The 20,234-nt window shown below is 58.6% G+C and carries 21 protein-coding genes and 1 pseudogene; 11 read left to right on the top strand and 11 right to left on the bottom strand.

Annotated features, from left to right (window positions below; translation table 11 throughout):
• The first annotated feature begins 43 nt into the window (after positions 1 to 43).
• Complete coding sequence (locus EEB15_RS29785; protein WP_370284018.1) at positions 44 to 865, top strand: helix-turn-helix domain-containing protein; 822 nt, start codon at positions 44 to 46, stop codon at positions 863 to 865.
• A 79-nt stretch (positions 866 to 944) separates the two neighbouring features.
• Positions 945 to 1,391, top strand: a complete 447-nt coding sequence (locus EEB15_RS29790) for a VOC family protein (RefSeq protein WP_141513610.1) — start codon at positions 945 to 947, stop codon at positions 1,389 to 1,391.
• Here the strand turns inward: EEB15_RS29790 and bla are convergent.
• On the bottom strand, positions 1,388 to 2,242 hold the full coding sequence (gene bla / locus EEB15_RS29795) for a class A beta-lactamase (RefSeq protein ID WP_141513611.1): 855 nt from the start codon (positions 2,240 to 2,242) through the stop codon (positions 1,388 to 1,390). The two genes, EEB15_RS29790 and bla, sit on opposite strands and share 4 nt — an antisense overlap.
• Positions 2,243 to 2,316: 74 nt before the next feature.
• On the opposite strand from bla, the gene EEB15_RS29800 reads away from it, so the two are divergent.
• From EEB15_RS29800 to EEB15_RS29815, 4 genes are all read left to right on the top strand, one after another.
• Entirely contained in the window at positions 2,317 to 3,192 is an 876-nt protein-coding gene (locus EEB15_RS29800) for a LysR family transcriptional regulator (protein ID WP_141513612.1), read from the top strand.
• Between the two features lie 65 nt (positions 3,193 to 3,257).
• A complete protein-coding gene (locus tag EEB15_RS29805) occupies positions 3,258 to 3,728 on the top strand; it encodes a helix-turn-helix transcriptional regulator (protein ID WP_141513613.1) in 471 nt (156 codons plus the stop codon).
• On the top strand, positions 3,721 to 4,428 hold the full coding sequence (locus tag EEB15_RS29810) for a nucleotidyl transferase AbiEii/AbiGii toxin family protein (protein ID WP_141513614.1): 708 nt from the start codon (positions 3,721 to 3,723) through the stop codon (positions 4,426 to 4,428). Before EEB15_RS29805 ends, EEB15_RS29810 begins: the two co-directional genes overlap by 8 nt.
• 49 nt (positions 4,429 to 4,477) lie before the next feature.
• On the top strand, positions 4,478 to 5,113 hold the full coding sequence (locus EEB15_RS29815) for a hypothetical protein (RefSeq protein WP_141513615.1): 636 nt from the start codon (positions 4,478 to 4,480) through the stop codon (positions 5,111 to 5,113).
• Positions 5,114 to 5,131: 18 nt separating this feature from the next.
• On the opposite strand, the gene EEB15_RS29820 is transcribed toward EEB15_RS29815, so the two are convergent.
• From EEB15_RS29820 to EEB15_RS34680, 5 genes and pseudogenes are all read right to left on the bottom strand, one after another.
• Positions 5,132 to 6,049, bottom strand: coding sequence for a helix-turn-helix domain-containing protein (locus tag EEB15_RS29820; protein WP_233259672.1), 918 nt, complete (start codon positions 6,047 to 6,049; stop codon positions 5,132 to 5,134).
• A complete protein-coding gene (locus EEB15_RS29825; protein WP_141513617.1) occupies positions 6,036 to 6,395 on the bottom strand; it encodes a nuclear transport factor 2 family protein in 360 nt (119 codons plus the stop codon). The genes EEB15_RS29820 and EEB15_RS29825 overlap by 14 nt, the downstream gene beginning before the upstream one ends.
• Positions 6,396 to 6,477: 82 nt before the next feature.
• The gene (locus EEB15_RS29830; RefSeq protein ID WP_141513618.1) at positions 6,478 to 6,966 is read right to left on the bottom strand and encodes an MOSC domain-containing protein; all 489 of its coding nucleotides are present in this window, start codon (positions 6,964 to 6,966) and stop codon (positions 6,478 to 6,480) included.
• 85 nt (positions 6,967 to 7,051) lie between these two features.
• Positions 7,052 to 7,181 (bottom strand): annotated as a pseudogene (locus EEB15_RS34325) (glutathione S-transferase family protein); the annotation flags it as partial.
• 169 nt (positions 7,182 to 7,350) lie between these two features.
• Positions 7,351 to 7,608, bottom strand: coding sequence for a hypothetical protein (locus tag EEB15_RS34680; RefSeq protein WP_141513619.1), 258 nt, complete (start codon positions 7,606 to 7,608; stop codon positions 7,351 to 7,353).
• Between the two features lie 417 nt (positions 7,609 to 8,025).
• Between EEB15_RS34680 and EEB15_RS29845 the strand changes: the two genes are divergently transcribed.
• The 5 genes from EEB15_RS29845 to EEB15_RS29865 all read left to right on the top strand — a co-directional run bounded on the left by EEB15_RS29845 (position 8,026) and on the right by EEB15_RS29865 (position 12,839).
• The gene (locus EEB15_RS29845; protein WP_141513620.1) at positions 8,026 to 8,631 is read left to right on the top strand and encodes an isochorismatase family protein; all 606 of its coding nucleotides are present in this window, start codon (positions 8,026 to 8,028) and stop codon (positions 8,629 to 8,631) included.
• 70 nt (positions 8,632 to 8,701) lie between these two features.
• Positions 8,702 to 9,565, top strand: a complete 864-nt coding sequence (locus EEB15_RS29850) for a hypothetical protein (protein ID WP_141513621.1) — start codon at positions 8,702 to 8,704, stop codon at positions 9,563 to 9,565.
• A 49-nt stretch (positions 9,566 to 9,614) separates the two neighbouring features.
• Positions 9,615 to 10,397 carry a hypothetical protein gene (locus EEB15_RS29855; RefSeq protein ID WP_141513622.1) on the top strand — a complete coding sequence of 261 codons (783 nt, stop codon included), beginning with the start codon at positions 9,615 to 9,617 and terminating at the stop codon, positions 10,395 to 10,397.
• Positions 10,394 to 11,536: a hypothetical protein gene (locus tag EEB15_RS29860; RefSeq protein WP_141513623.1), complete on the top strand. Its 1,143-nt coding sequence runs from the start codon at positions 10,394 to 10,396 to the stop codon at positions 11,534 to 11,536. The genes EEB15_RS29855 and EEB15_RS29860 overlap by 4 nt, the downstream gene beginning before the upstream one ends.
• Positions 11,537 to 11,864: 328 nt before the next feature.
• Positions 11,865 to 12,839, top strand: coding sequence for a hypothetical protein (locus tag EEB15_RS29865; RefSeq protein ID WP_141513624.1), 975 nt, complete (start codon positions 11,865 to 11,867; stop codon positions 12,837 to 12,839).
• A 1,047-nt stretch (positions 12,840 to 13,886) separates the two neighbouring features.
• On the opposite strand, the gene EEB15_RS29870 is transcribed toward EEB15_RS29865, so the two are convergent.
• From EEB15_RS29870 to EEB15_RS29890, 5 genes are all read right to left on the bottom strand, one after another.
• Positions 13,887 to 14,861: a DGQHR domain-containing protein gene (locus EEB15_RS29870; protein WP_141513625.1), complete on the bottom strand. Its 975-nt coding sequence runs from the start codon at positions 14,859 to 14,861 to the stop codon at positions 13,887 to 13,889.
• Positions 14,862 to 14,923: 62 nt separating this feature from the next.
• Complete coding sequence (locus tag EEB15_RS29875; RefSeq protein WP_141513626.1) at positions 14,924 to 16,630, bottom strand: hypothetical protein; 1,707 nt, start codon at positions 16,628 to 16,630, stop codon at positions 14,924 to 14,926.
• A gap of 11 nt (positions 16,631 to 16,641) precedes the next feature.
• Positions 16,642 to 18,105, bottom strand: coding sequence for a hypothetical protein (locus EEB15_RS29880; RefSeq protein ID WP_141513627.1), 1,464 nt, complete (start codon positions 18,103 to 18,105; stop codon positions 16,642 to 16,644).
• Positions 18,106 to 18,192: 87 nt separating this feature from the next.
• The gene (locus EEB15_RS34685; RefSeq protein WP_141513628.1) at positions 18,193 to 19,086 is read right to left on the bottom strand and encodes a BRCT domain-containing protein; all 894 of its coding nucleotides are present in this window, start codon (positions 19,084 to 19,086) and stop codon (positions 18,193 to 18,195) included.
• Between the two features lie 120 nt (positions 19,087 to 19,206).
• Positions 19,207 to 20,234, bottom strand: a 1,028-nt coding sequence (locus EEB15_RS29890; protein WP_233259673.1) for a peptidylprolyl isomerase, incomplete at its 5' end; no start/stop codon positions are given.

The following is a 20,234-nucleotide window of genomic DNA, read 5'->3' on the forward strand; positions in this document are numbered from 1 at the left end:
GCGGCTCGGGTTGACAAGGTCCCGGCGCATGTCACCATGGCTTATGGTGTTTCAACGCGCTCCCGCAGCGCCACTGCAGCCTTTCGTCGCCCGCTTGTGGGCGAGTGACGGTAGAGTGGAAATCTCTGCAGGCGTCACGCCGGTGCACGAGCATGTTCTGCCAACCGGGTGGATGCATGTGGTCGTCCGGCTCACGGATCAGCCCTTGTACCTGCTGGGCCGGAGCGCAGAGCAACGGGTGACCCTGCCGCCTTGCCTGGTCGGGGGCGCGCGTTCGACATTCCATGCGCGCCTCACCACGTCCGCGTCCTGCTCTGTTGGCGCCCTGCTCCGGCCTGGCGCTGCTTCACTGCTCTTCGGCGTGCCTGCGGGTGAACTCGCCGAGAGTCACACGTCACTGGAACACTTGTGGGGCGCGGCGGCCCCACGCCTGCGTGATGAACTGAGCGGCATCGGATCCGCCGAAGGCAGGCTCGCGCTGTTCGAGAGGCGGCTCGGCGAGCGCTTGCCGCTGTCGACAGGGCTGAACCCAGAGGTCGCCGCCCTGCTCCAGCACATGCGTAACGCGCCCACCGTCCGCGATGCTGTGCGCTCCAGCGGCCTCAGCCATCGCCGGTTCATCGCTGATTTTCGCCACGCAGTCGGCCTGGCGCCCAAGACCTATGCCCAGGTTCGACGGTTTCAGTCGGCTCTGCGGTTGATGCGGTCCGAGCCCGCCGCTCAACTGGTCGACGTCGCCCTCGGCGCAGGCTACAGCGATCAATCGCACTTCGGGCGCGAGTTCCTGGTGCTGGCCGGCGTGACTCCCGCGGTGTACCGCCAGCGGGCACCGGCCGAGGCAAACCACCTGCCGGTTGCGCCATGACGGAGCGCGGCAATTTTCTTCTATCCATGCGGTGGAAGTGCGGCAACACTGCTTCGCACATTCACTCAAGGAGCCAGCGATGAAGATCCACGAACTCTTTCCCTACCTGTGCGTATCGGGCACGGCCGCCGCCATTGCGTTCTATGGCGAGGCCTTCGGCGCCAAGGAAAAGTTCCGCTTGACCGAAACCAGTGGCCGCATCGGCCACGCCGAGATGGACTTCGGCGGGTTCACGCTGATGCTTTGCGACGAGTTCCCCGAGTACGGTATTCGCAGCGCCTCGACGCTGGGCGCCACGCCCGTGACGCTTCATCTTCACGTCGACAATGCCGACGCCATGATCGAGCGCGCCGTCCGGGCCGGCGCAAGCCTCGAGCGCCCTCCTTCGGACGCCTTCTATGGCGAGCGCTCCGGCACGGTCCGCTGCCCGTTCGGCCACCGCTGGCTGATCGGCCATCAAATCGAGGACGTCGACACCGATGAGATGCAGCGCCGCTATACGGCGCTGGAGAGCGGCGCGGGCTAACCCGACGTGGTGACCCTGCGCGCCACGGCGGCGATGGCGCCGCTGCGGTCGGCCGGCGGGGCTTGCGTGTTCGTGATGTACACGGTCACCAGCACGGGCGGCCGGCCCGGCGGCCAGAAAATCCCCACGTCGTTGGTCGAGCCGCGCGCGCCTGTGCCGGTTTTGCTGCCCATACGCCAACCCGCGGGCAGATTGGCCTTCAGCCGCTGCCCATTCGTCTCGCACGCCTCGAGCCAGCGCGCGAGTTGATCGCGGCTGCTCACGGACAGTGCATCGCCCAACAGAGCCGTCTTGAGCAACTGCGCCATGGCACGAGGCGACGTGGTGTCGCGCGGGTCGCCGGGCGTGGCCTCGTTCATCACCGGCTCCCATCTGTCCAGCCGCGTGACGCTGTCACCCAGGCTCCGCGCATAGGACGTGAGCCCCTGCGGTCCGCCGTACGTGGCCAGGATCAGGTTGGCGGCGGCGTTGTCGCTGGTGGTGATCGTGGCGTGGCACAGCTCGCCCAGCGTCATGCCCGCGCCCACGTGTTCCTGCGTGACAGGCGAATGCGGCACCAGCGCGTCGCGGCCGTAGGGAATGCGGCGGTCCAGCCGGTCGAGCCCACGGTCTACCCGCTGCAGCACGTGGGCGGCGGCCAGCCACTTGAATGTGCTGCACATCGGAAAGCGTTCGTCGAGCCGGTGCCCCTGCAGGCTGCCATCGGCCTGCAGCACGGCCACGCCCATTCGCCCGCCGGAGAGCGCCTCGAGCGGCCGCCAGGCGTCCTGCGGTGGGACGTGCGCGCAGGCCGGAAGCGTGGCGGCCGCAACAGCAGCGCCGAAGAGAGAGTGAAAGTCGCGTCGGTTCATTTTTCAACGATAGCCAGCCACACGTTCACGGACAAACGATCATTTGTGGGGCGAGTCCCAAGATAATCTGGGGCATGACATTGCCCCTGAACGCACTGCGCGCCTTTGAAGCATCGGCCCGGCACCTGAGCTTCACGCGGGCCGGCATGGAACTGAGCGTGACGCAAGCCGCCGTGAGCGCGCAGGTCAAGAACCTGGAAGCGCGGCTCGGCGTGACGCTGTTCCGCCGGCTGCCGCGCGGCCTGGCGCTCACCGACGAGGGGCAGGCCTTGTTGCCCATGCTGGCCGACTCGTTCGGCCGCCTCGGCAGCATCCTGGAGCAGTTTCGCGATGGTGCGTATCGCGAACCGCTCACGGTGGCGGCCGTTGCCACCTTTGCAGTGGGCTGGCTCATGCCGCGACTCGAGACCTTCTACCGGGACCATCCTTTCGTCGACCTGCGCCTGATGACGAACAACAACCGCGTCGACCTGGCGGGCGAAGGGCTCGACTTCGCCATTCGCTTCGGGCAAGGCGCGTGGCACGGCACACAGGCCGAGCCGCTGTTCGAAGCGCCCCTCACGCCCATGTGCACACCTGCCATCGCACGGCGCCTTGCCGCGCCGCAGGATCTGCGCGGCGAAACATTGCTGCGTTCGTATCGCAGCGATGAGTGGCGGCTCTGGTTCGAGGCCGCCGGCGCGGGCGCGATGACGCAGCCCCTGCGCGGGCCGGTGCTCGATTCATCGCTGGCGCTCGCTGCAGCCGCCGCGCAGGGCGCAGGCATCGCGCTGCTGCCACGAAGGATGTTCCTGCATGACCTGCGGGTGGGGCGGCTGGCCCAGCCCTTTGGCGTCGAGGTGCCTGTGGGCAGCTACTGGCTCACGCAGCTGCAGTCGAAGACGACTTCTCCCGCCATGACGCAGTTCAGGGACTGGCTGCTGCGGAAAGCGGCGGAACAAGTTGATTGATTGACATCCAGCAATACGTTTCTCAAACTTGACAAAACAGCCGATTTGTCTATTATGAGAAACAAATGCCTTCCGCCACCTCGCCCGTTTTACCCGTCGCCCAGGAGCGCCTTGCGCTCTTGGGCGAGCGCCTGCGTGGCGCCCGCAAGCGCCAGCGCGTGAGTGCCGTCGCGGCCGCGGAGGCGGCGGGCATTTCGCGCGTGACCTTGCATCGCATTGAGCGCGGCGAGCCCACGGTGGCCATGGGCGCGTGGATGGCCGCCGCAAGCGTGCTGGGCCTCGCCTTCGACCTGCCGGACGCGAACACGGCCGATGAGCCCATCGCCCTGCCCACGGCAATCCGCCTTGCGGACTACCCGCAGCTGAAGAAGCTCGCCTGGCAACTGCATGGCGTGGACGAGATCTCCCCCAGCGAAGCGCTAACTCTTTACGAGCGCAACTGGCGCCATGTCGAGCGCGCGGCCCTGTCCGAGCGTGAAGCAGCGCTCGTCGCCCTGCTCTCGCGCGAACTGGGTGGAGGGCGCCTGCTTGTTTGAGCGTCCGCATCACCGCGACGTCGCGCTCGTGCTCCAGTCGCTGGACCCACAGGCTTTGTCGCAGCGCCATTGCTACTTCGGCGGCGGCACCGCCATGGCGCTGCGGTACGGCGAATACGCGGAATGGATCGACATCGACTTCCTCGTTTCCGAACTGGCGGGCTATCGCGAGCTGCGCCAAGCGCTCGGCAATGTGCACGGCCTGCAACCCATTGTGCGCGACGGGCTGCAGCTGGAGCTCGCGCGCGAAGTCCGCGCCGACCAATACGGCATCCGCACCCACGTTCGTTCCGGCACATCGACGATCAAGTTCGAGATCGTGCTCGAGGGGCGCATCGCGCTGGCGACGCCCGGCGAGGCCGATAGCATCTGCGGCATCCACACGCTCACGCCGATCGACTTGGCCGCCGAAAAGCTGCTCGCCAATGCCGACCGGTGGCCGGATGACGCCGTGTACAGCCGTGACCTGATCGACCTCGCGATGATGCAAGCCGACCGGCCGCTGCTGGAAGCCGCGTGCGTGAAGGCGGAGGCGGCCTATGGCGAATCGATCCGGCGCGCCCTGGCGCAAGCGGTAGACGCCTTGCAGTCCCGGCCCGGGCGGCTGGAAGAGTGCATGAAAGCCATGCGCATCGCAACCGTGACCAAGGCCCAGCTGTGGCAGGCCATCCGGCGGGTGGCGCGCCGGCTGTTGGCGTGAGTGTTAACCCGATCACGCCTTACCAACGCAAAGCGCGCCTGCCAAAATCATGAAACCCGTCGCAGCTATCGCCATCGGCACCGTGGTTGCGATCGCCATCATCGGGGTCTGGAGCCAGTTGGGGAAGATTGGCTCGACGACCGAAACCAAGGTAGAACTTCTCGATCCGGCGAAGGTGGAACTGATTCGCACGCCTGGAGGATTTCTCCAAGTCGCGGAGATGCGAAAGGTCGAAGAGTTTGCGTGGCAGACAGGATGGGACTGCCCTTTCCTGGATTGCAGCAAGCTGCCAAAGACCATCTCGAAAATCCGGGTCAAGGCGCACTACGTTTACCGAATTCCCCTTGCCGCCGAATGGCGCCTCGAACCTGGGGCGCAGCGCCATCACCTGACCGTTCCGCCTCTCCAACTGCAGACACCCGTTGCGTTTGACACGACGACCGTTGAGATCGTCACGACGGAAAGCAGCCTCCTCTCACCTTCGGTAGCACCGAATCGGGAGAAGACTTTGCGTCACCTCGGTCCGGAACTGGCTCAACGCGGAACAGGCCCCGCATACACGAACGCGCTGCAGCGTGAAGCGGAGCAGACGATTCGGGACTTTGCACAGAAGTGGATGCTGGAGCAGGGCAAGAAGACTGAACGGCCGATCGACATCAAGTTCACAGCGCCCAATCAGTCTTAGCGACGTCGCGTCAAGAAGCTACCTTGATCCGGCATCCATGCCGTGAATCGGAATCGCGTAGTGCATCAGCGAGTTGCCGGCCGTGGGGTGGTAGCGCGAGTCATACACTTCCAGATCAACTCCACCGCTGTGCGAAGCGCCGGATGACAACAGCCAACTCGAATAGATGTAGTTGACCGTGTTGTCGATGCCTTGGGCCGGTCCCTGGTGGCCGAACTTGGCATACCGTGCGCTGGGCACCTCCAGCGCCAGCATGCCGTCTGGCGGCGCGGCTGGTTGGTTGACCTCAATGGCGGCAAAGTATTGCAGTTGATCCGAAGACTCACGCACCGGGCTGACCACGCCGTAGCACACGCCGGGAACGGCGTGCGGCACCTCACCGAGGCGGCTTAAAAAGCTCGCCCACAGCGGCGGCAGTTTCTTCGCCAGATTGTTTTTCTCTGAATCGATACCGTAGAACAGCGTGCGTAGGGCGACCAGTTGCATGGCGCTTTGTTCATATATTTCTGGCACCAGGGACACATTGCGGTGGATGTGATGCAGATAGTCGGCATTCAACTCCACTTTTTTCACAAACAGGGAGCGGCTGCCGAAAGCGCGGTACTGCCCTGGCGTGATCCGAAAGCAGGACTTGAAGGCGCGGGTGAAGCTTTCCTGCGTCTCGTACCCGGCCGCCAATGCGATGTCCAGGATCGGCAGCCTGGTGCCCAGCAATTGGTCCAGGGCCTTGGCAAAGCGGCGCGAGCGGATGTAGGTCTTCAGGGTCTCGTTGGTGAGTGCCCTGAACATGCGTTGGAAGTGCCATTGGCTCAGGCCCGCCGCCTTGGCCACCTCCAACAGTTCGATCTCCGTGTCCAAATGGGCTTCAATGAAGTCGATGCCTTGTTGAACGCGTTTCAGGTGGCGCACGGTGTGGGTCTTGTCATGCAGCAGCAAAGAATCCTGTCATGGCAATCAGCTTGCCGGCGCCGTTGTACTTGCCGTAGCTGGCGCCTTCGCCAATCACCTGGCCCTTGCCGTCGAGCATGTTCCAGGTGGCCATGCTTTGCTGGTGGTGGCTGGTGAAGGTCTTGGTCTGAAAGTGGCCGCCCGGGACTTGCTGGTGAAAAGCGTCCATATAAGCCGTCAGTTCCGTCCAGCCGGATGCAGCGGTGTTGGGGTCGTTGTAGACGCAATGCGGGTCCAGGCTTTGCGCGAACAAGGCCTGTTTCTCCGCGACAGTGGCTGCTGTCCACGACGCGGTATAGGTTTCCCAGGTCTGGTTCAAAGGGTGGTCGTTCATGGCAGAGCTCGAGAGTGGTGATGAAGCCCCGATTGTTCTGGGCCCAAAGCCAAGCCTTTGACATTTTGTGCTTTTAAAACCTTCAGGCCACCCGAACTTCGTCGCCAACGCCGATCGCCCCGCTCTCCAAAATGCGCGCCGTCATGCCGCCATGCCCGCGCATCGCGGCATAGGCGCCAGGGCCCACCTCTTCTTCCATCCGCGAACAGGGCGCGCACGGCCCGACGATCTCCAGCAGCGCGCCACCCACGCGCACGCGCGCATTGCGCAGCGCGAGGAGGTTGATACCCGACACCACCAGGTTGCGGCGCAAACGAATCGGGTCGACCGCCTCGACGCGAGCGAGCTGCGCGATCACCGGCAGATGCTCGGCCTGGATCAGCGTGACCTGCCGCGTCGAGAGTTCCGCCTCGCCGCGCTGACCCAGCCGGTCATCGGCCAGGCCGATGCCGGCGAGCGCCTCAGTCGCGTCGATGCTGCGCGCCGGATCGCGCGGCTTCCCACGCACGATGATGGCCTCGACACGTCCGACGATGGACGGCGGGGCATTGAGGTCGCGAATGGTTTTCATCGTTGTGCATTCTGCGGAAGTGGCGCGCGCTCGTAGTGGAGCTGGAGCGTCAGCCATTCTAGGGTTGCGCACTGGCGCACCAAGTGTTGACGATGCCCCAATGCCTTTCGGCCTTGAAGCGTAGCGGTGACGGAATACACCTTGGGCTCAGGCGCGTACAGCTTGAAGTGCATCGCCTGCCCGCAATAGGGCCCGATGCCAGTGGCCACGAACATCGGCACGAACACATCTGTGCCCGATCGGCGCCTCCCTCAGCGGCCTCGATCCACAGGCCCAGGAAGTCGCGGTTGCCGTCGGCGCTGCTGATGAACTCTACAGAAACATCCGTGCCATAGGGCTCCAGCAGAATGCCCTCGCTCTCGTGCCTGGTCATGCCCCGCGCATCTACGGGTTGATGATCTCATGGAAGCCGGTCGACCGCCGCCCGTGTTTGGGAACGAGCATCGGCACGAAGCTGACGTCGCGATCGCGTGGCAATTCGATGCGAACCGGCCGTCCGCCGGTGAGTAAGAACGGTCTTGCCGGCACTGCCGTGGAGCTGGTTGGCTGCAGGTTCGGGCTTGGCCCCGCCGGCCGGGTAGCCCAGGTGGCGGCCCGGCCGGCGCCCATGGCGCGCTCGATAAATGCTTTCCAGAAAGCCATGGAAACCGCATTCACGGCCTCCCCGGTCATTGGCCTCGTCACGAACTGACCAAGTAGTTCCATTGACATCGTGGGCCGCGCCGCACTCTTGGCCGCAATGGCCGAGTTCTTGAACTTCGTCTTGTCTCAAACGCAAAATTCAGGACAGGCGCAAGTAAGCAACCCCTAGCGCTTACCCCGCCAGCAACCGCGTGGTCTGCGGAATATCGCTTCTGTCTCTCCTCAAATCGGATGAGGCAGGCTCCGACCGCCAAAGCCACAATCCCCATTGTGAGACTGGTATGGGCAAATCCGCCAGTCAAAAGCGGACGGCTCAATCGGCCGAGCCGAGATTTTCTAGCGCGCCATTGATCGTGTGATCAATTCTCAAAAGGTGTTGACGTACATCCACTATCAGCTTTAAGGTCGAGAGGGTCGATGATCAAAATTCTGTCGGTAGACTTTCAGCGCGAGTTTTCAGCACTAGGCGGGCGCTTCTACAAGCCTCGTGGATGTACGAGCTTTTTTCACCAGAAAATCGTCCCGCTTCTCAGGGCGAGAAATGAGCAACTTGCGGAGATCATTTCTGATTACCGACTTCATCGGCCATCAGAGACAGAGGCGTACTGTGTTCCAGGTACTTGGGGATTCGAGTCAGAGGTCCCTATCGATCTGGTCGGTGGTCGCCGGTGGATCAAGTCTATGAACTCCCCCTCGTGGACGCGGGCCCATGCCGGAGATCCTACAAGAAGCCCCGGGGATCCATACTGCGCGCCTTCAGAATTTGGAGAATGGCTGACAGAAACAATCGGGCCGCCTGCGGTGGATGGCAAGATAATTTTGATCGGCCTCACATTGGATTGCTGTGTTCTATCTACCGCGCAAGAACTTTACTATAGAGGTTATCGGGTGAATTATTTGGCGGAGGGCGTCGATACTTACAACGGCACGCCGGAAGAGAAGGAGTCACTGTTCCAAACGCCACTTTCAATGTGGGGGAAAGTGTTGAGATGGTCAGATCTTTCCCAGGTACTCGCCACATGAGCTCCTTGGAGCCCTGCGACCACTCATCCACTCGCTGCTTCGCCTGGAGTTCTTAATAGACATTAATCGTATGAAGTCATTGAAACCGACCCAACCACGCAAAGCTCCTTGGTATGCAGTTGCATTTGGCGCGTTGCTCGTGGCAGGAGCTCTTTTTTTAGTGATGCATGGGTATGAATCTCCACGCGAGGTTCGGGGCACAAATGGCCAGCTGGTTGGCACTCTTCCAAGAAGTCTGTGGTGGGCGATAACCGAGCATGTAATAACGGGCTTGGTATTGCTCGCAATTTGGCACTCAGTGTATGAATGGTTTCTCAAGAAGGACGCCCGAGATGCGTTGGAACATGATCTGGCTGCCGTATACGAAAAACTGGTCAGAGATATGGGGATTTCAGTTGCCCACACCGCCCTTACACGCAATGCGTCTGGCATTGGCCTGGATGATATCTATCAACAGGAATTCACAAAGCCATACACCAAAGACCTGATCCTGAACTCATCCAAGCTCACTATCGCATTTGGAAGCGGCGAAGCCTGGATAGCGAGACACGGCTACTCCTTGCAGAAGCGTTTCTCAGACCCCACCAAGATCACAGACGTATTCTGCGTGCACCCGGATTCGACGATCGTTCCAGCTATTGCCGCGAAACTCGGGCTTACCTCAATTCAGTATCAAGACAATATCAAAAGGTCGATCGATAAGTTAAAGCGCCTTAACAACGATGTTTCAAAGCTAGTGATCTATGGTCATAGTTTCATCGATTGCAATTTTGTCTGCATTGGTGACGGAGGTGGGCTGTTCGTTCCGAAATTCTTCCTAACTGGAAGTGGCCTCGCACCAGTTTTTGAACTGAAGAACGTCGGACAATCCTCATTCTTGTACACACTCAAGTCGGACATTGAGTTGCTCAAGTCAAAGGCAACTAAGCTCTAGTTCTCTATCGCATGTGCAGGCTTTTTGACACCCGTCTGTTTGGCGCACGATGACCGACGATGATCTGAAAGAGGATGTGGTCCGCGCCTTCATTCTCGCTATTAGTTTGGAACCGTTCGCGGACAAACCCGGCTGCACGACGAGATATGTGGATTCCTCGCCGGGCACAAAGCTCGAATACTTCATCGTGGGAGCCACCAATAGTGCTTGGCCGCTCCTTTCCCTGGTAAATAGGGTACTGCACGAAAGGGCCCAACCCGATTGTGTGTTTGATGCTGCATATCTTGCACAGCTCGCAAGTCCCAGGAATCGCGGTGGCGGAAAGCTCAACTACGCGCAAATTCTGATGCTGCTTCCCATCATCCTCGCTCAGTGCCTGCTGCATCTAGAGGGTCGATGGCCATGTGAGATATCTGAATTGTTTCTGCGCGTGTCGCAGGCAATGCGCGCAACGACGCGACTTGACGTCGGCCAACTCCAAAAACTGGTTGATTTGTCGACCAAGTTGTCTGAGGCCCACCATGGGCGCCTTGGAACAGAACGCCGCCAACTGCGCCCGCATTTTAGTGGCGAGAACATTCTGGAGGCCGTTAAGGCGGAAGAGTTTTCCCACACGATGATGGCCACTGAAATCAGCGATGGCTATCCAGTTTGCCAACGCGTCTACGCGGCATTGTCCAGTACCAACGAGGGTGGCCTGATCCGCAAAAGCGAAGCAGTCTACAAGGATTTTCTTCCAGAGTTAAAGCGTCCTGACATCACAGCGGACTGCCTTGTCGTGGCGTTTTATTTGATGCTCGTTCTGGATAAGAGAGCTGTGCATTTTCCATGACAGGACACCAATCACCAAGCTCGACAGTGTTGGCCTCCGTTGAATCGAAGCTTTCTGAGTCAGTCGACGAGGATTGTATTGAGCAGGTTGTATTTCGTCGCGATCGCTTTTGTGAGTGGCCCTTCTTCAAAGCTTTCGACGATTCTGTTGGGGATTTTTTGAACAGAAGCGAGTACCGCCACCAGAGCCATTCTTATGTTATTTGGGGCGGAGTGGCGAGTGACGTGCTGCTGGGCGTTTTTGGAGCCAGTGTTGAGCACTACTCGCTTCACGACATTGAGTTCTTTTTTGTTTGCGACGGCCACATTGCAACGGACAATGCAATCACTTCCGCCTTTAATAGTGAAGTGTCGACCGATCCACGATTTCTGCTTGAATTAGGTGGAGGTTCGATAGTCCAGCGATTGGGCTACATATCAGTCCTAGAGTTTCAACGGCAACGCGCTCTTAGGAGAGACGGTGATTTGTTTCTCAACAGCGTTGCGCTGGCAGTCGACAGAAAGTTGAACTCCGTCATCGTAAGTGCGCCCCGAGGGACCATTGAATCGATTGGCCGTGCAACACTGTTGGTGAAGGATTCAGCCGACATCTCGTCTGCCTCAAGCGCGTCAAGGCGAATATGCCGGAACGTTTCAAAAGCAATTCGTTACGAGCGGGTGGCAGCATTGCATGCGGGGCCCGACTTGACGGCAAGCATTGCGCAATTGGTGCGTTTGTATTGCAAACACGCGGACGACCACACCTGGAATCACACTGCCGCGTTAACGAGTTTTTTCCCGTCCGATTGGATCTTGGGGGGCCGCCTCACTAGCGCACAAGAGAGAAAGACCTGGCTGTGGACCAGAACTCTTTCGGAGGTATCAAAGCGTCTGGCTGGCTTGAGCGGATGCAGCAGCCTTGACTTCTTAGCGTTCAAAAAGTGCGTACTAACGTACCTTGAAGAACTTTCCGGTCATCCATTGATGCTTGCAGTAAGGCAAAATCTTCTGGAGACAGGTTGGTGTGAAATCGAAGTTGACGCAGAAATCATCAAAGGCTTTTTCACTGACTTTCAGCGTTATCAAAAACCTTTTGCCGAAACGCTCCGCACGATGTATTCGCCGCTCGCGCGGCGGGCGTCCAGCAACCCAGAGACTTGATGACCACTGCTATCTCTGCAGCACCCACCCTCTGCTCGCCTATCAGCCGCGGGATGAGGCGCAACCGGCCCCACACCGCCTTGTTCCACCAGCGTGTAGTTGTCGCCCAGCAGAACACGGGTACTGTAGCCGCCGCCTTCGATCGCTGCCGCGGATCCCTCGAACTCCCTCTCCCATCGTCTGCTCGTTGGCGTTGATTGGTGGGGAAAATTCGACGACCACAACTGGGGACTATTGGCAGACTGACAGGAGCTGGACCATCAACCATTCTAGGGTTGCGCAACGGCGCGCCCAGCGGCAAAGTGCGTGGCTGATGGAGGGACTAACCATGACGCGTCTCTTAACCCAGTGGCTCTGCATCGGCCTATTCGCCATGGCCATCACGGCAACCGCTGCCGCCCCACCCCCACCCGCCTACAACGAAGCCCTGGAACTGATCCACGCCTTCAGCGGCTCCGGCGACGAACTCCAGAAGGCAAGGCAAATCGCCGACGGACTGATGAAGTCCGACCCGAAATCCGGCTATTCCCAAGTGCTCCACGCCGAAGCGCTATCGACGTGGAGGCTCGACCAAAAAGGCCAGCCGGCGGACATACGCGACCAAGTGCTGGCTTTGGCCGACGAGGCGATCAAGCTCAACCCGAACCTGGCCCAGGCCCACGTCGCCAAGGCGCGGGCACTGGTGCGGTCGTCACTGCACGAGCGAGCCAATGCCTCCATTGACGCTGCACTGAAACTCGAGCCAAACCTGAGCGGCGCCCTCTTCCTGCGCGCCCAGATCTTCCGCAGAACCGGGGCCATCAGCGAGGCGGAAACCTGGCACAAGAAGTTCATCGACTCGACGCCCCATGCGGCGCGCAAGGCCAACGGCTACGGCTGGCTCGGCACCATGTACGAAGAAGCGGGCGCGAAAGACCCGGCCCAACGGGCGGCGTGGACGGCGAAGGCGAGAACAGCGTATGAAAACGAGATCCGCCTCGCGCCGGACGGCGCCTGGAGGAACCTGAACTTCGCCGTTTTCCTGAATGACCATGCCGCGGACTTCGACGCGGCGGAACGCTATGCGCAGAAGGCGCTGAGCATGAAGGAGGCGCCGAAGGCACGGTATCACTGGGCTGCGGCGAAGTATCAGAAGCTGGGGGTGGATGCGGCCAAGCTGCAGGGGCCGAAGCTGGTGGAGGCGGTGGATGGGATTGCGAAGGCGACGCGGGTGCCGTTGGCGGAGGCGGTCAAGTTCGAGGAGTTCTCGGGGGTGGTGCGGGGGCGGCTTAAGGAGCTTCAGGGACGGTTGCCGCGGCCGTAGGGCAGAAAGGCAACACACCTGTGGCCGGACGCGCCCGTTTGCTGCCTCTCAAGCTGTTGATCACGCCCTTCCAAAAGCGCGCGGGGCGGAGGAGCCGATGCGCATGTCGTGGATTCAGCTGGACGGTTGATGCTCAGCTAAGTGCCGGCATGGGAGTCAACGGCCCCAACTCCCGAAAAAGCACGCTAGCTCGCTCCACCAACGCTTTGATATCTGGATCAATTCGAAGCCCGCGTCCAATCTCGCTTCTTGTGCCTCGGACGATAGCTTGGACGTCGCTTCGCAATCGGTCGACCGTTACGCTCCCATCCTGAAAAGTGGGGGGCCAAGCCTTGCGTCTGAACTGATAGTTGATTTCGTTGCGAAGAGCAGACATCCATCCCACCTCGCGGCTCAGTTTTCCCGGCTCTCCAAGCCATTTCCGAAGGTCTTCAATGCTAAGCAGTGCCGCTGATCGCGCGATAGGAGCGAAAGGCCTCGCAGCTCCACTTCCCGTGCTCACATCTTGTGCAATTGTGATTAGGCAGTTGTCCGCGTATCGCCAAAAGCCTTCGTGGACTCCACGCACTCTCTGCTTCCTAAGTTCGACCTGAGTTGGAGCACCCAGTGTCACGGTCATTCCATACACGCCAGCCTCAAGCCGAACGGGACTGAGCGCTGCGTTCAGTATCGCAACATCATCAGCGCCAAGGTAGATGTACCCATTGCCGAACGCGCGGAGAAATCCCATCACCACATAAAAGCTACAGTAGTACGCCGAAACGGAGGCCCACGCAATTGATCTCGCGTCGTAGCACGAAGCGGATCGGGGAATGACGCTTTCTCGCGCGGCCCAAAAAAACCGATCAGCATCTGCACCATTCGAAAATGCCCACGACTCGTCCACGGCGTCAAAAACAATCGAGTTCGCCGTGCTGCTGGAAACATAGTAACTACCACCCGCCCTGAGCCACTCCCGAATTCCAGCGGTCACGGCAGTCTCGGACGGCGCGAATCGGCGTCGAGCCTCCTGTGCAATTGCAAACAATTCAGGCTGGACAACAGCCATCACAAGAGCACTTCGGCATCTAGTTTTTTCAAGAGTTTTTCACTAAGGGCTTTGAATGAGGTACCGGGCTCAGTGAACAGCTTGCGCGTGCGGTGAAATATTGGACTCATCGCCGCGTAAAAGTCAGAGTCGTCAAACTCATCCCCCTTGCGATCGATGACTACACGCGCTACGCGCGGGAAAATATCGACCAGTGCCTTAAATACCGTGGGTTCGGCAAACGTTTCCGATATCTGGCGTTCGCCAAGGTGTTGGCGCACAGCCGCAAGAAACGCGTTGAGCGTACTGAACACTGACGCAGAGTCCTGCTGGCTAAATTTGCTCAGGGCTGGACGAACGGCCGTGTTGAATGTGACACGCGAGATCTTCCCCTGCTGCTTCTCCGCGGGACTCAACCAGCCTTGGAGTACGCTGTCCGGATTCGTATTGAACTCGTCGAAGAGTTGGCCGAGAAGTTTCTCTCCCGGGGTTTCGTACGAAGCGAGACGCTTTATGTCCAGCAACAGCTCATTCGAGACAGGCCGTTGTTTGGTGTTTATGTCGATGAACAGTTTGACCTCCTGTTCACGAGTTAACCCGTTATAAATTACGACAGGTACGCGCATCGATGTCTTTGCCAGCGAGTAGCCGTAAACGCGGTGCTGTCCATCCAACACTAAGAAAGCCTGCGGATTCTGGCTGAATCGAACAGTCTTGCCTCTGCCCGTCACAGAAAACTTGGCCTCTGGTTGCGCTGAAAGAATGACAGCACTTGGGATAGTTCCCAAGCCTTCATCAACGTAGGCGGCAATCTCCTTCGCTCGCTTCTTGTCGAGCCTACGTTGGAAGCCCTCTTGTGGATTGTCGAAGCGGTTGCTGACATAGCAACACGTTGCCAGAACATCGCTGGGCATCGTCAATGTGTAGAAGCGCCACTTGCCCTGCGTAATTAGGCTAACTGCATATGCCTTTTCTTCAGCCGTCCTTTTTGCCATCAGTTTCTCCCCCAGGATTGACCCACATAATTAACACGGACGCTCGCGCCGTTTCGAGAAGGCTATTGGCCCCGTTGATAGTACCCACCCAGCCTAGGAGGCTGACGAAGATCTCCGCCGATTACAGTAGCTTCTCCGCCCCGGTTAATCAGCTGCTTCCTAGCACCGCCGAGCGAGACAGCAATCCGTGAAAAATCCTGATCGAGCCCCGGATTGCTCTCCCGCAACCACGTGGGAAAGGACAGGGCAGGTATCAGTCGAACCGTCTGCCCTCGAATAGTGATGAATCCCTCAGCCAAGCTCTTCACCATTGGAAGGGTTGCTCCACCGCCGGTCAATGCGACAGTCAAGTGCCGGTTCGGATTCGCTGTTATCCAATCTATCCAACTTTCGTCGGCGCTTTCCAAGACCTCTTGCATTGCGCGTTTAAGTGAAGACCCAAAATTGGTAACCGCATCCAATGCCATAAATTCAGCGAGCTCGACAGTTATGTCGGCAACGCCGGGAATCGTGACAAACACAGAGTGCTCGTTGAACAAGGTTTCTTTGTAGTCTCGTATGGCCAATCCAAGCCTGTTCCTGGTTTCCACGGCCTTGGGATGCTCAGATGTCACGCCAGCCTTCTTGAGCATGAATTCGACGAGAACGTTGTCCAAATAATTTCCAGCCTCAGTAATGCCTCTTGCAGTACCTTTGGATTCGCGCGAGTCATTTACCTCCTTGGCTGGGTCAATGGCCATGCGAAAGAGACTCAGGTCACTAGTCCCCGCGCCGACGTCAATGACAAGCACGATCATGTCCACCTTCGCACGCCAACTAAGGAGCGCGCCTGCCGCGCCCAGAGGCTCCGTGAGATCTTGCCCGACGAATGCATAGTTTCGGGGCGCGGATCGAACTTGCTTAACTGCCTCCATAAAATCCAGTAAGGGCAGCCCTAGCTTGACTGCATCGCCAAATGAGTCAGACAGTACCTGAGCTTCTCCGAGAAACCTTCTAAGCTGATGCGATACTTCCCGCATTTTTTCACCGGGAAAACAGGGCATTGCGTATCGCCGCGGTAGATTGGACGGAAAACCGAGTCCACGCACGCACTGCTGTGTCGCCCAATTGAAGTACATGAGATATGCGAGAACCATGTCTCCATACGTCACAGAAGTGGAAGTCGGGTTGTACTTGGGTCCGACAACCTCTCCCAACCCATCTTCGGATAGCCGTCGTTTGATGTTGTCAAGCCTCAACCGTGATCCGTCGTCATAAACGGCGGACCGTTCCACCGCCATCTGCCCAAACCACAGTCGCCCTTCTTCGTCAATAAAAACCGAAGAGACCAGCATTACCAAGCTGACTTCTTCCTGATCACCCGGCTTACCCAGTTCAAGCACATGAATTTCTTCGTGTTCCTCTGCCTCTCCGTCAACTACCAGGGTCGCCTTGGACATAGCGGTTCCAAAGTCAAGGCACAACCTGGCGCCATGCAGCGGAACTGGCAACTCAAAAATCGAGGTATTTAGGTGACGAGACTGAGCGTCGACTTGCGCCACGAGATCATGGCTTGGCGGCAGCACCGCTTCGTGCGACTGGACCTGAATGACTGGAACGCCTTCGGCACCAGGCGCGACTGGCAAGGAATTCAGAATAGCAACTGCCACTTTCAACGCGGCAACCTCGTCCTCGGTAACGGCGCCATCGAATCGCCCCCTGCCGTCTGTTTCAGTCCTGATTCTCAGCAAGAGATTCTTCAGCAAAATACGCGCCTCGAAAGTGTTCATTCGCCCCTCCTTTAAGTTGGATCTGGTTCGACCCACGGTTTTACAAATGTTTTTAAACGCCCACCGAAGTCCTTCTGGATTCCGTCTCGCACCACTTTCACACGGCGCACCCCACTTACATGCCCACCAAGCATCTCGTGCTCAATTGGGTTGTAGTCGATCCGCGAGCCTTGCAGATCCATTGTCGTTAGTCTTCTCATACGGGCCAAGCGGCGAGCCACTTGGGCAATCGCGATATGCCCTTTTGCCGCCTTACGCACCGTAGATGCCAGAACGGGATCAGAGATCTCCAAGAGAGGAGCGACCGCTCGGTCCAACTTATCCATGACCCCGCTATTCGCTTCGACCTCCAAAAGGAGCGCCCCGATTTGCTCATCTTCGTTGTTGCCGACTTTCTGCTCCACCTGACGGTCACCCTCGGCAACTGCCCCTCCACTAACCCACCATTGGCGCAAGTTTGGGGGCACATCGCCCGCACCGACAAAGTGGCGCTCCGCTGCGATCTTTAACTGTTGCCTCGACTCAAATGCCGTTGACATGTGATCTGCAATTTCTCGATCCGTCCTGTTCTGTCTTGCCAATACGAGCGCGGTCTCTAGCAAGTCGTTGCGGACTGCGCCGATAGACTTTGAAGCCCGAAGATATTCCTTCCATCTCAGTACACCGAGCCCCTTTCTGCCTTCCGAGATGGCCGCATAGGTGGACGCCGTCAAAGCATAGGAAAATTTCATCTCAATCAGTCGAACTATGCTTCCAAGAGCCTGATCCAACAGATCGTGGAGCGCCGATTGATCAATCTTGTCCGATCCACTGGAGAGGTAGCGTTGAAGGCAGAGGCCCAGAGCCTGGCCGGGATTCGATCCTAAGTTGCCGTGAAATTCTTGGAGTACCTCGAAGAGGCTGGTAAAGATTCGCTTTGAGCGAATAAGTCGCGAATCGACATTCTCTATTTCTAGCAATACGGTTGAAAGTTCGCTGACTTTCCTTAGCCAAAGCTCCACCGAATCGTAGCGAGCGAGAGAGATGGAAAGAAGCTCGCGCCGCGCTATGTCTGCAGCGTCAATCCCCACTGCTTCCCTGGCGCAATAGTCTGCAACCCATATGGCATCAACATGCGAGACCGCCTGAGCGGCGTAGGTTTTGTAGTCCCGATTCGGCAATAGCTCTATATGCGCGTCTTCGGAAAGCCTGAGGAGCCGAACGTGATCGAAGACAGTCTTCTCTCTCCCGCGTGCTACTGCTGCTAAGCGGCCCAGCATCGCCGCCGCGGTTAGATTTTGCTGCGAGTCGAGTTCAGCAGCCAACCGAACAATGGCACCAGCAATCGCTTCCAAGCTGTCGCCTTTGATCAGTGCCTGAACCTTTTGATGCGCCATTTCTCTGGTTAGCACTTCGTCAAGCTCTTGCAAACTAGATGCAGCACCAATACTCGCAAGCGGCGCGTCTCCTACGGTGGGATTGATTGCTTTGGCCATGTATTAGTTTATTCGGTGGCCTGGCTGAAGGTGCTGGCGTGCGCGCCGCTGAACTGCTTGCACATGGTGGCCTTGACCAGCATTGCTTCAAACGCGATCAGCAACGGCATCATGAAAATCATTCTCGTGCACCAACAACAACCGAGCTCCGGCCTTTCGCAGTTCTACGGCTTTCTCCACCTTCCGGCCATAGCAGGCGTACGCCCAGCATGGATTCCCGTCGGCCCCTATTACCAAGTAGTTGACTGTCGATGTCAGTGAGCCGACGACTTCCCCGCCTAGCTTCTGAACAAGCGCGGACAAGTCGCTCCTCTTGTGCTTGCTCGATGCACCCGTAAAACAGAACTTTGCGCCGCTGAACTCGATCTCCGGGCACACCGCACAGAGCCCAACCAATGATTCACCCTGCTTTACGCTTGGACTGGTGATGGTCTTGTCGTCCAAGAGTGACGTGAACTCTGAAAAGAAGTCTCGGAGCATTGACTGTTCCTGTGGGCTGATCTTTCCGTCTGCCAGTACAGCCGTCACCAAGCTTGCAACCTCGTCATAGGGCCAGCAACTCTTGAGGTGCTCATGATCGTCTAACCAGGCTGACAAGCCACGTAGCTCGGCCTCGGTCACGATCCCGTCCGAAGCAATACCACCGACAACTGCATGCAGACGCTGCAGATCAGCGGTTACCTGATCGTAGTACTCCGTTGACGCCATTCGTTCGCATAACCACAGGATGTCCTCGCGCTCCTCGTGGGTCAAGACTCCGTCACTAATTGCGCTAGAAACCACCGGAACGAGTTCGGTGTAAGGGTGGCAGTTCTGCAGTTCTACGTGCTCGTCGAACCACATCCGAAGGAAGCTCACCTCAGAATGGTTGATGGCCCCGTCTATCGCTACGCCTTCGACAATACCTACCAGGGAGTTGATCGACTTGTCCAACCGGGCACGGGTGGTGAACTTGAAGTGGTTAACGTGATCGGCATGCATTGCTGGCCTTCCCTCTGTTGAGCTAGATCAGTCTAGCGGGCCTTTGGCGAACAACGCAATAGGCAATCACGGGTAGGCCCGCTTAACTCCAATTGAATGCGGATCGAAACTTCACTCTGGCTATCTTTTCTTTTTCCTCGGCCCATCCGGAAAGAACACGTCTTCGGTAGGACCCTTCTCGCCAATTCCAAGTGGAGGCAGCACGATCTGCGGGCTAGTTGTGCAACCATGCCCGAGCGCCACATCGCCGAGCGTACCGTGTGCCGGCACCCACATGGCAACATCTCGATAGGGAGGCTTCTCACCAAACTGAGCATGCTGGACTATCCGCCCATCGCCGGCGCGCCCCTCGTAGTGTGTCATCGATACGTTCCCGATCTTCTGGTTCTCGCAGTCCAGCAGCCATTCTTCCCTTCGTGATCGCGTGCACGCACCGGTTGCTGGCGAAACTTTTCGCCAAGGCGCCGCAAAAACCTCTACGTGAACCTCCAGAGTCTTTCGCTCAGGCTCAATTTCCCTGGGCAAAGTTGAAAAGTAGACCAGTTCATCCTTCTTGCCGTTGGTCGGTTCCGACCAATATTTGCCAAGACGCTGAGTTACTGCTGCCTGCACTGGATCACGGTCCGTCAATTGCGACGGCCCGGCCAACCACTCCCGCTCCGCCGGTTTCGCACTCTTAATCGCCGCGGCCATACTTTTCTGGCAAAAACTACGTCCCTGTTCGTGCCGAAACGCTCGAACGTAGATCAGATGCCAGCCGAACGGGGTCTCCACGGGAGGCCCAACAACCCCTGGCGTAGCGGCGAATACTGCGTCTTCAAATGCGAGGGCCATCTCGCCTTCCCAAACCAGGCCAAGGTCGCCTCCCGACTTTGAACTTCCAGGGTCCGCACTATGTTGCCGGGCAAGTCGTTTGAATTTGTCGAGCCTCGAAGCCGATGGGGCGGCGCCTAATTCGGCGGAGAGCTTCTCCGCCAGCTCGCGATCCTTCAACATGATGTGAAAGACCTCCGCCCGACGAAGTGCTTCTTCTAGAGGCTGGGCGCTCGCACCAGCAATACACAGACCAAGCGCCAACGCCGCAGCGACGGCCCGAATGCTCCGAGCTCGGGTCAGGCCTTTGATATTCAAGCCGCCCTCCCCAACCT

Origin of the sequence: Ramlibacter sp. WS9, from assembly GCF_003797765.1 — a bacterium.
GTDB lineage: Bacteria > Pseudomonadota > Gammaproteobacteria > Burkholderiales > Burkholderiaceae_C > Ramlibacter.

Coding starts and splice junctions, on each gene's coding strand:
- EEB15_RS29785 (WP_370284018.1), top strand. CDS start 44: ATGGTGTTTCAACGCGCTCCCGCAGCGCCACTGCAGCCTTTCGTCGCC.
- EEB15_RS29790 (WP_141513610.1), top strand. CDS start 945: ATGAAGATCCACGAACTCTTTCCCTACCTGTGCGTATCGGGCACGGCC.
- bla (WP_141513611.1), bottom strand. CDS start 2,242: ATGAACCGACGCGACTTTCACTCTCTCTTCGGCGCTGCTGTTGCGGCC.
- EEB15_RS29800 (WP_141513612.1), top strand. CDS start 2,317: ATGACATTGCCCCTGAACGCACTGCGCGCCTTTGAAGCATCGGCCCGG.
- EEB15_RS29805 (WP_141513613.1), top strand. CDS start 3,258: ATGCCTTCCGCCACCTCGCCCGTTTTACCCGTCGCCCAGGAGCGCCTT.
- EEB15_RS29815 (WP_141513615.1), top strand. CDS start 4,478: ATGAAACCCGTCGCAGCTATCGCCATCGGCACCGTGGTTGCGATCGCC.
- EEB15_RS29825 (WP_141513617.1), bottom strand. CDS start 6,395: ATGAACGACCACCCTTTGAACCAGACCTGGGAAACCTATACCGCGTCG.
- EEB15_RS29830 (WP_141513618.1), bottom strand. CDS start 6,966: ATGAAAACCATTCGCGACCTCAATGCCCCGCCGTCCATCGTCGGACGT.
- EEB15_RS34680 (WP_141513619.1), bottom strand. CDS start 7,608: ATGGCTTTCTGGAAAGCATTTATCGAGCGCGCCATGGGCGCCGGCCGG.
- EEB15_RS29845 (WP_141513620.1), top strand. CDS start 8,026: ATGATCAAAATTCTGTCGGTAGACTTTCAGCGCGAGTTTTCAGCACTA.
- EEB15_RS29850 (WP_141513621.1), top strand. CDS start 8,702: ATGAAGTCATTGAAACCGACCCAACCACGCAAAGCTCCTTGGTATGCA.
- EEB15_RS29855 (WP_141513622.1), top strand. CDS start 9,615: ATGACCGACGATGATCTGAAAGAGGATGTGGTCCGCGCCTTCATTCTC.
- EEB15_RS29860 (WP_141513623.1), top strand. CDS start 10,394: ATGACAGGACACCAATCACCAAGCTCGACAGTGTTGGCCTCCGTTGAA.
- EEB15_RS29865 (WP_141513624.1), top strand. CDS start 11,865: ATGACGCGTCTCTTAACCCAGTGGCTCTGCATCGGCCTATTCGCCATG.
- EEB15_RS29870 (WP_141513625.1), bottom strand. CDS start 14,861: ATGGCAAAAAGGACGGCTGAAGAAAAGGCATATGCAGTTAGCCTAATT.
- EEB15_RS29875 (WP_141513626.1), bottom strand. CDS start 16,630: ATGAACACTTTCGAGGCGCGTATTTTGCTGAAGAATCTCTTGCTGAGA.
- EEB15_RS29880 (WP_141513627.1), bottom strand. CDS start 18,105: ATGGCCAAAGCAATCAATCCCACCGTAGGAGACGCGCCGCTTGCGAGT.
- EEB15_RS34685 (WP_141513628.1), bottom strand. CDS start 19,086: ATGCATGCCGATCACGTTAACCACTTCAAGTTCACCACCCGTGCCCGG.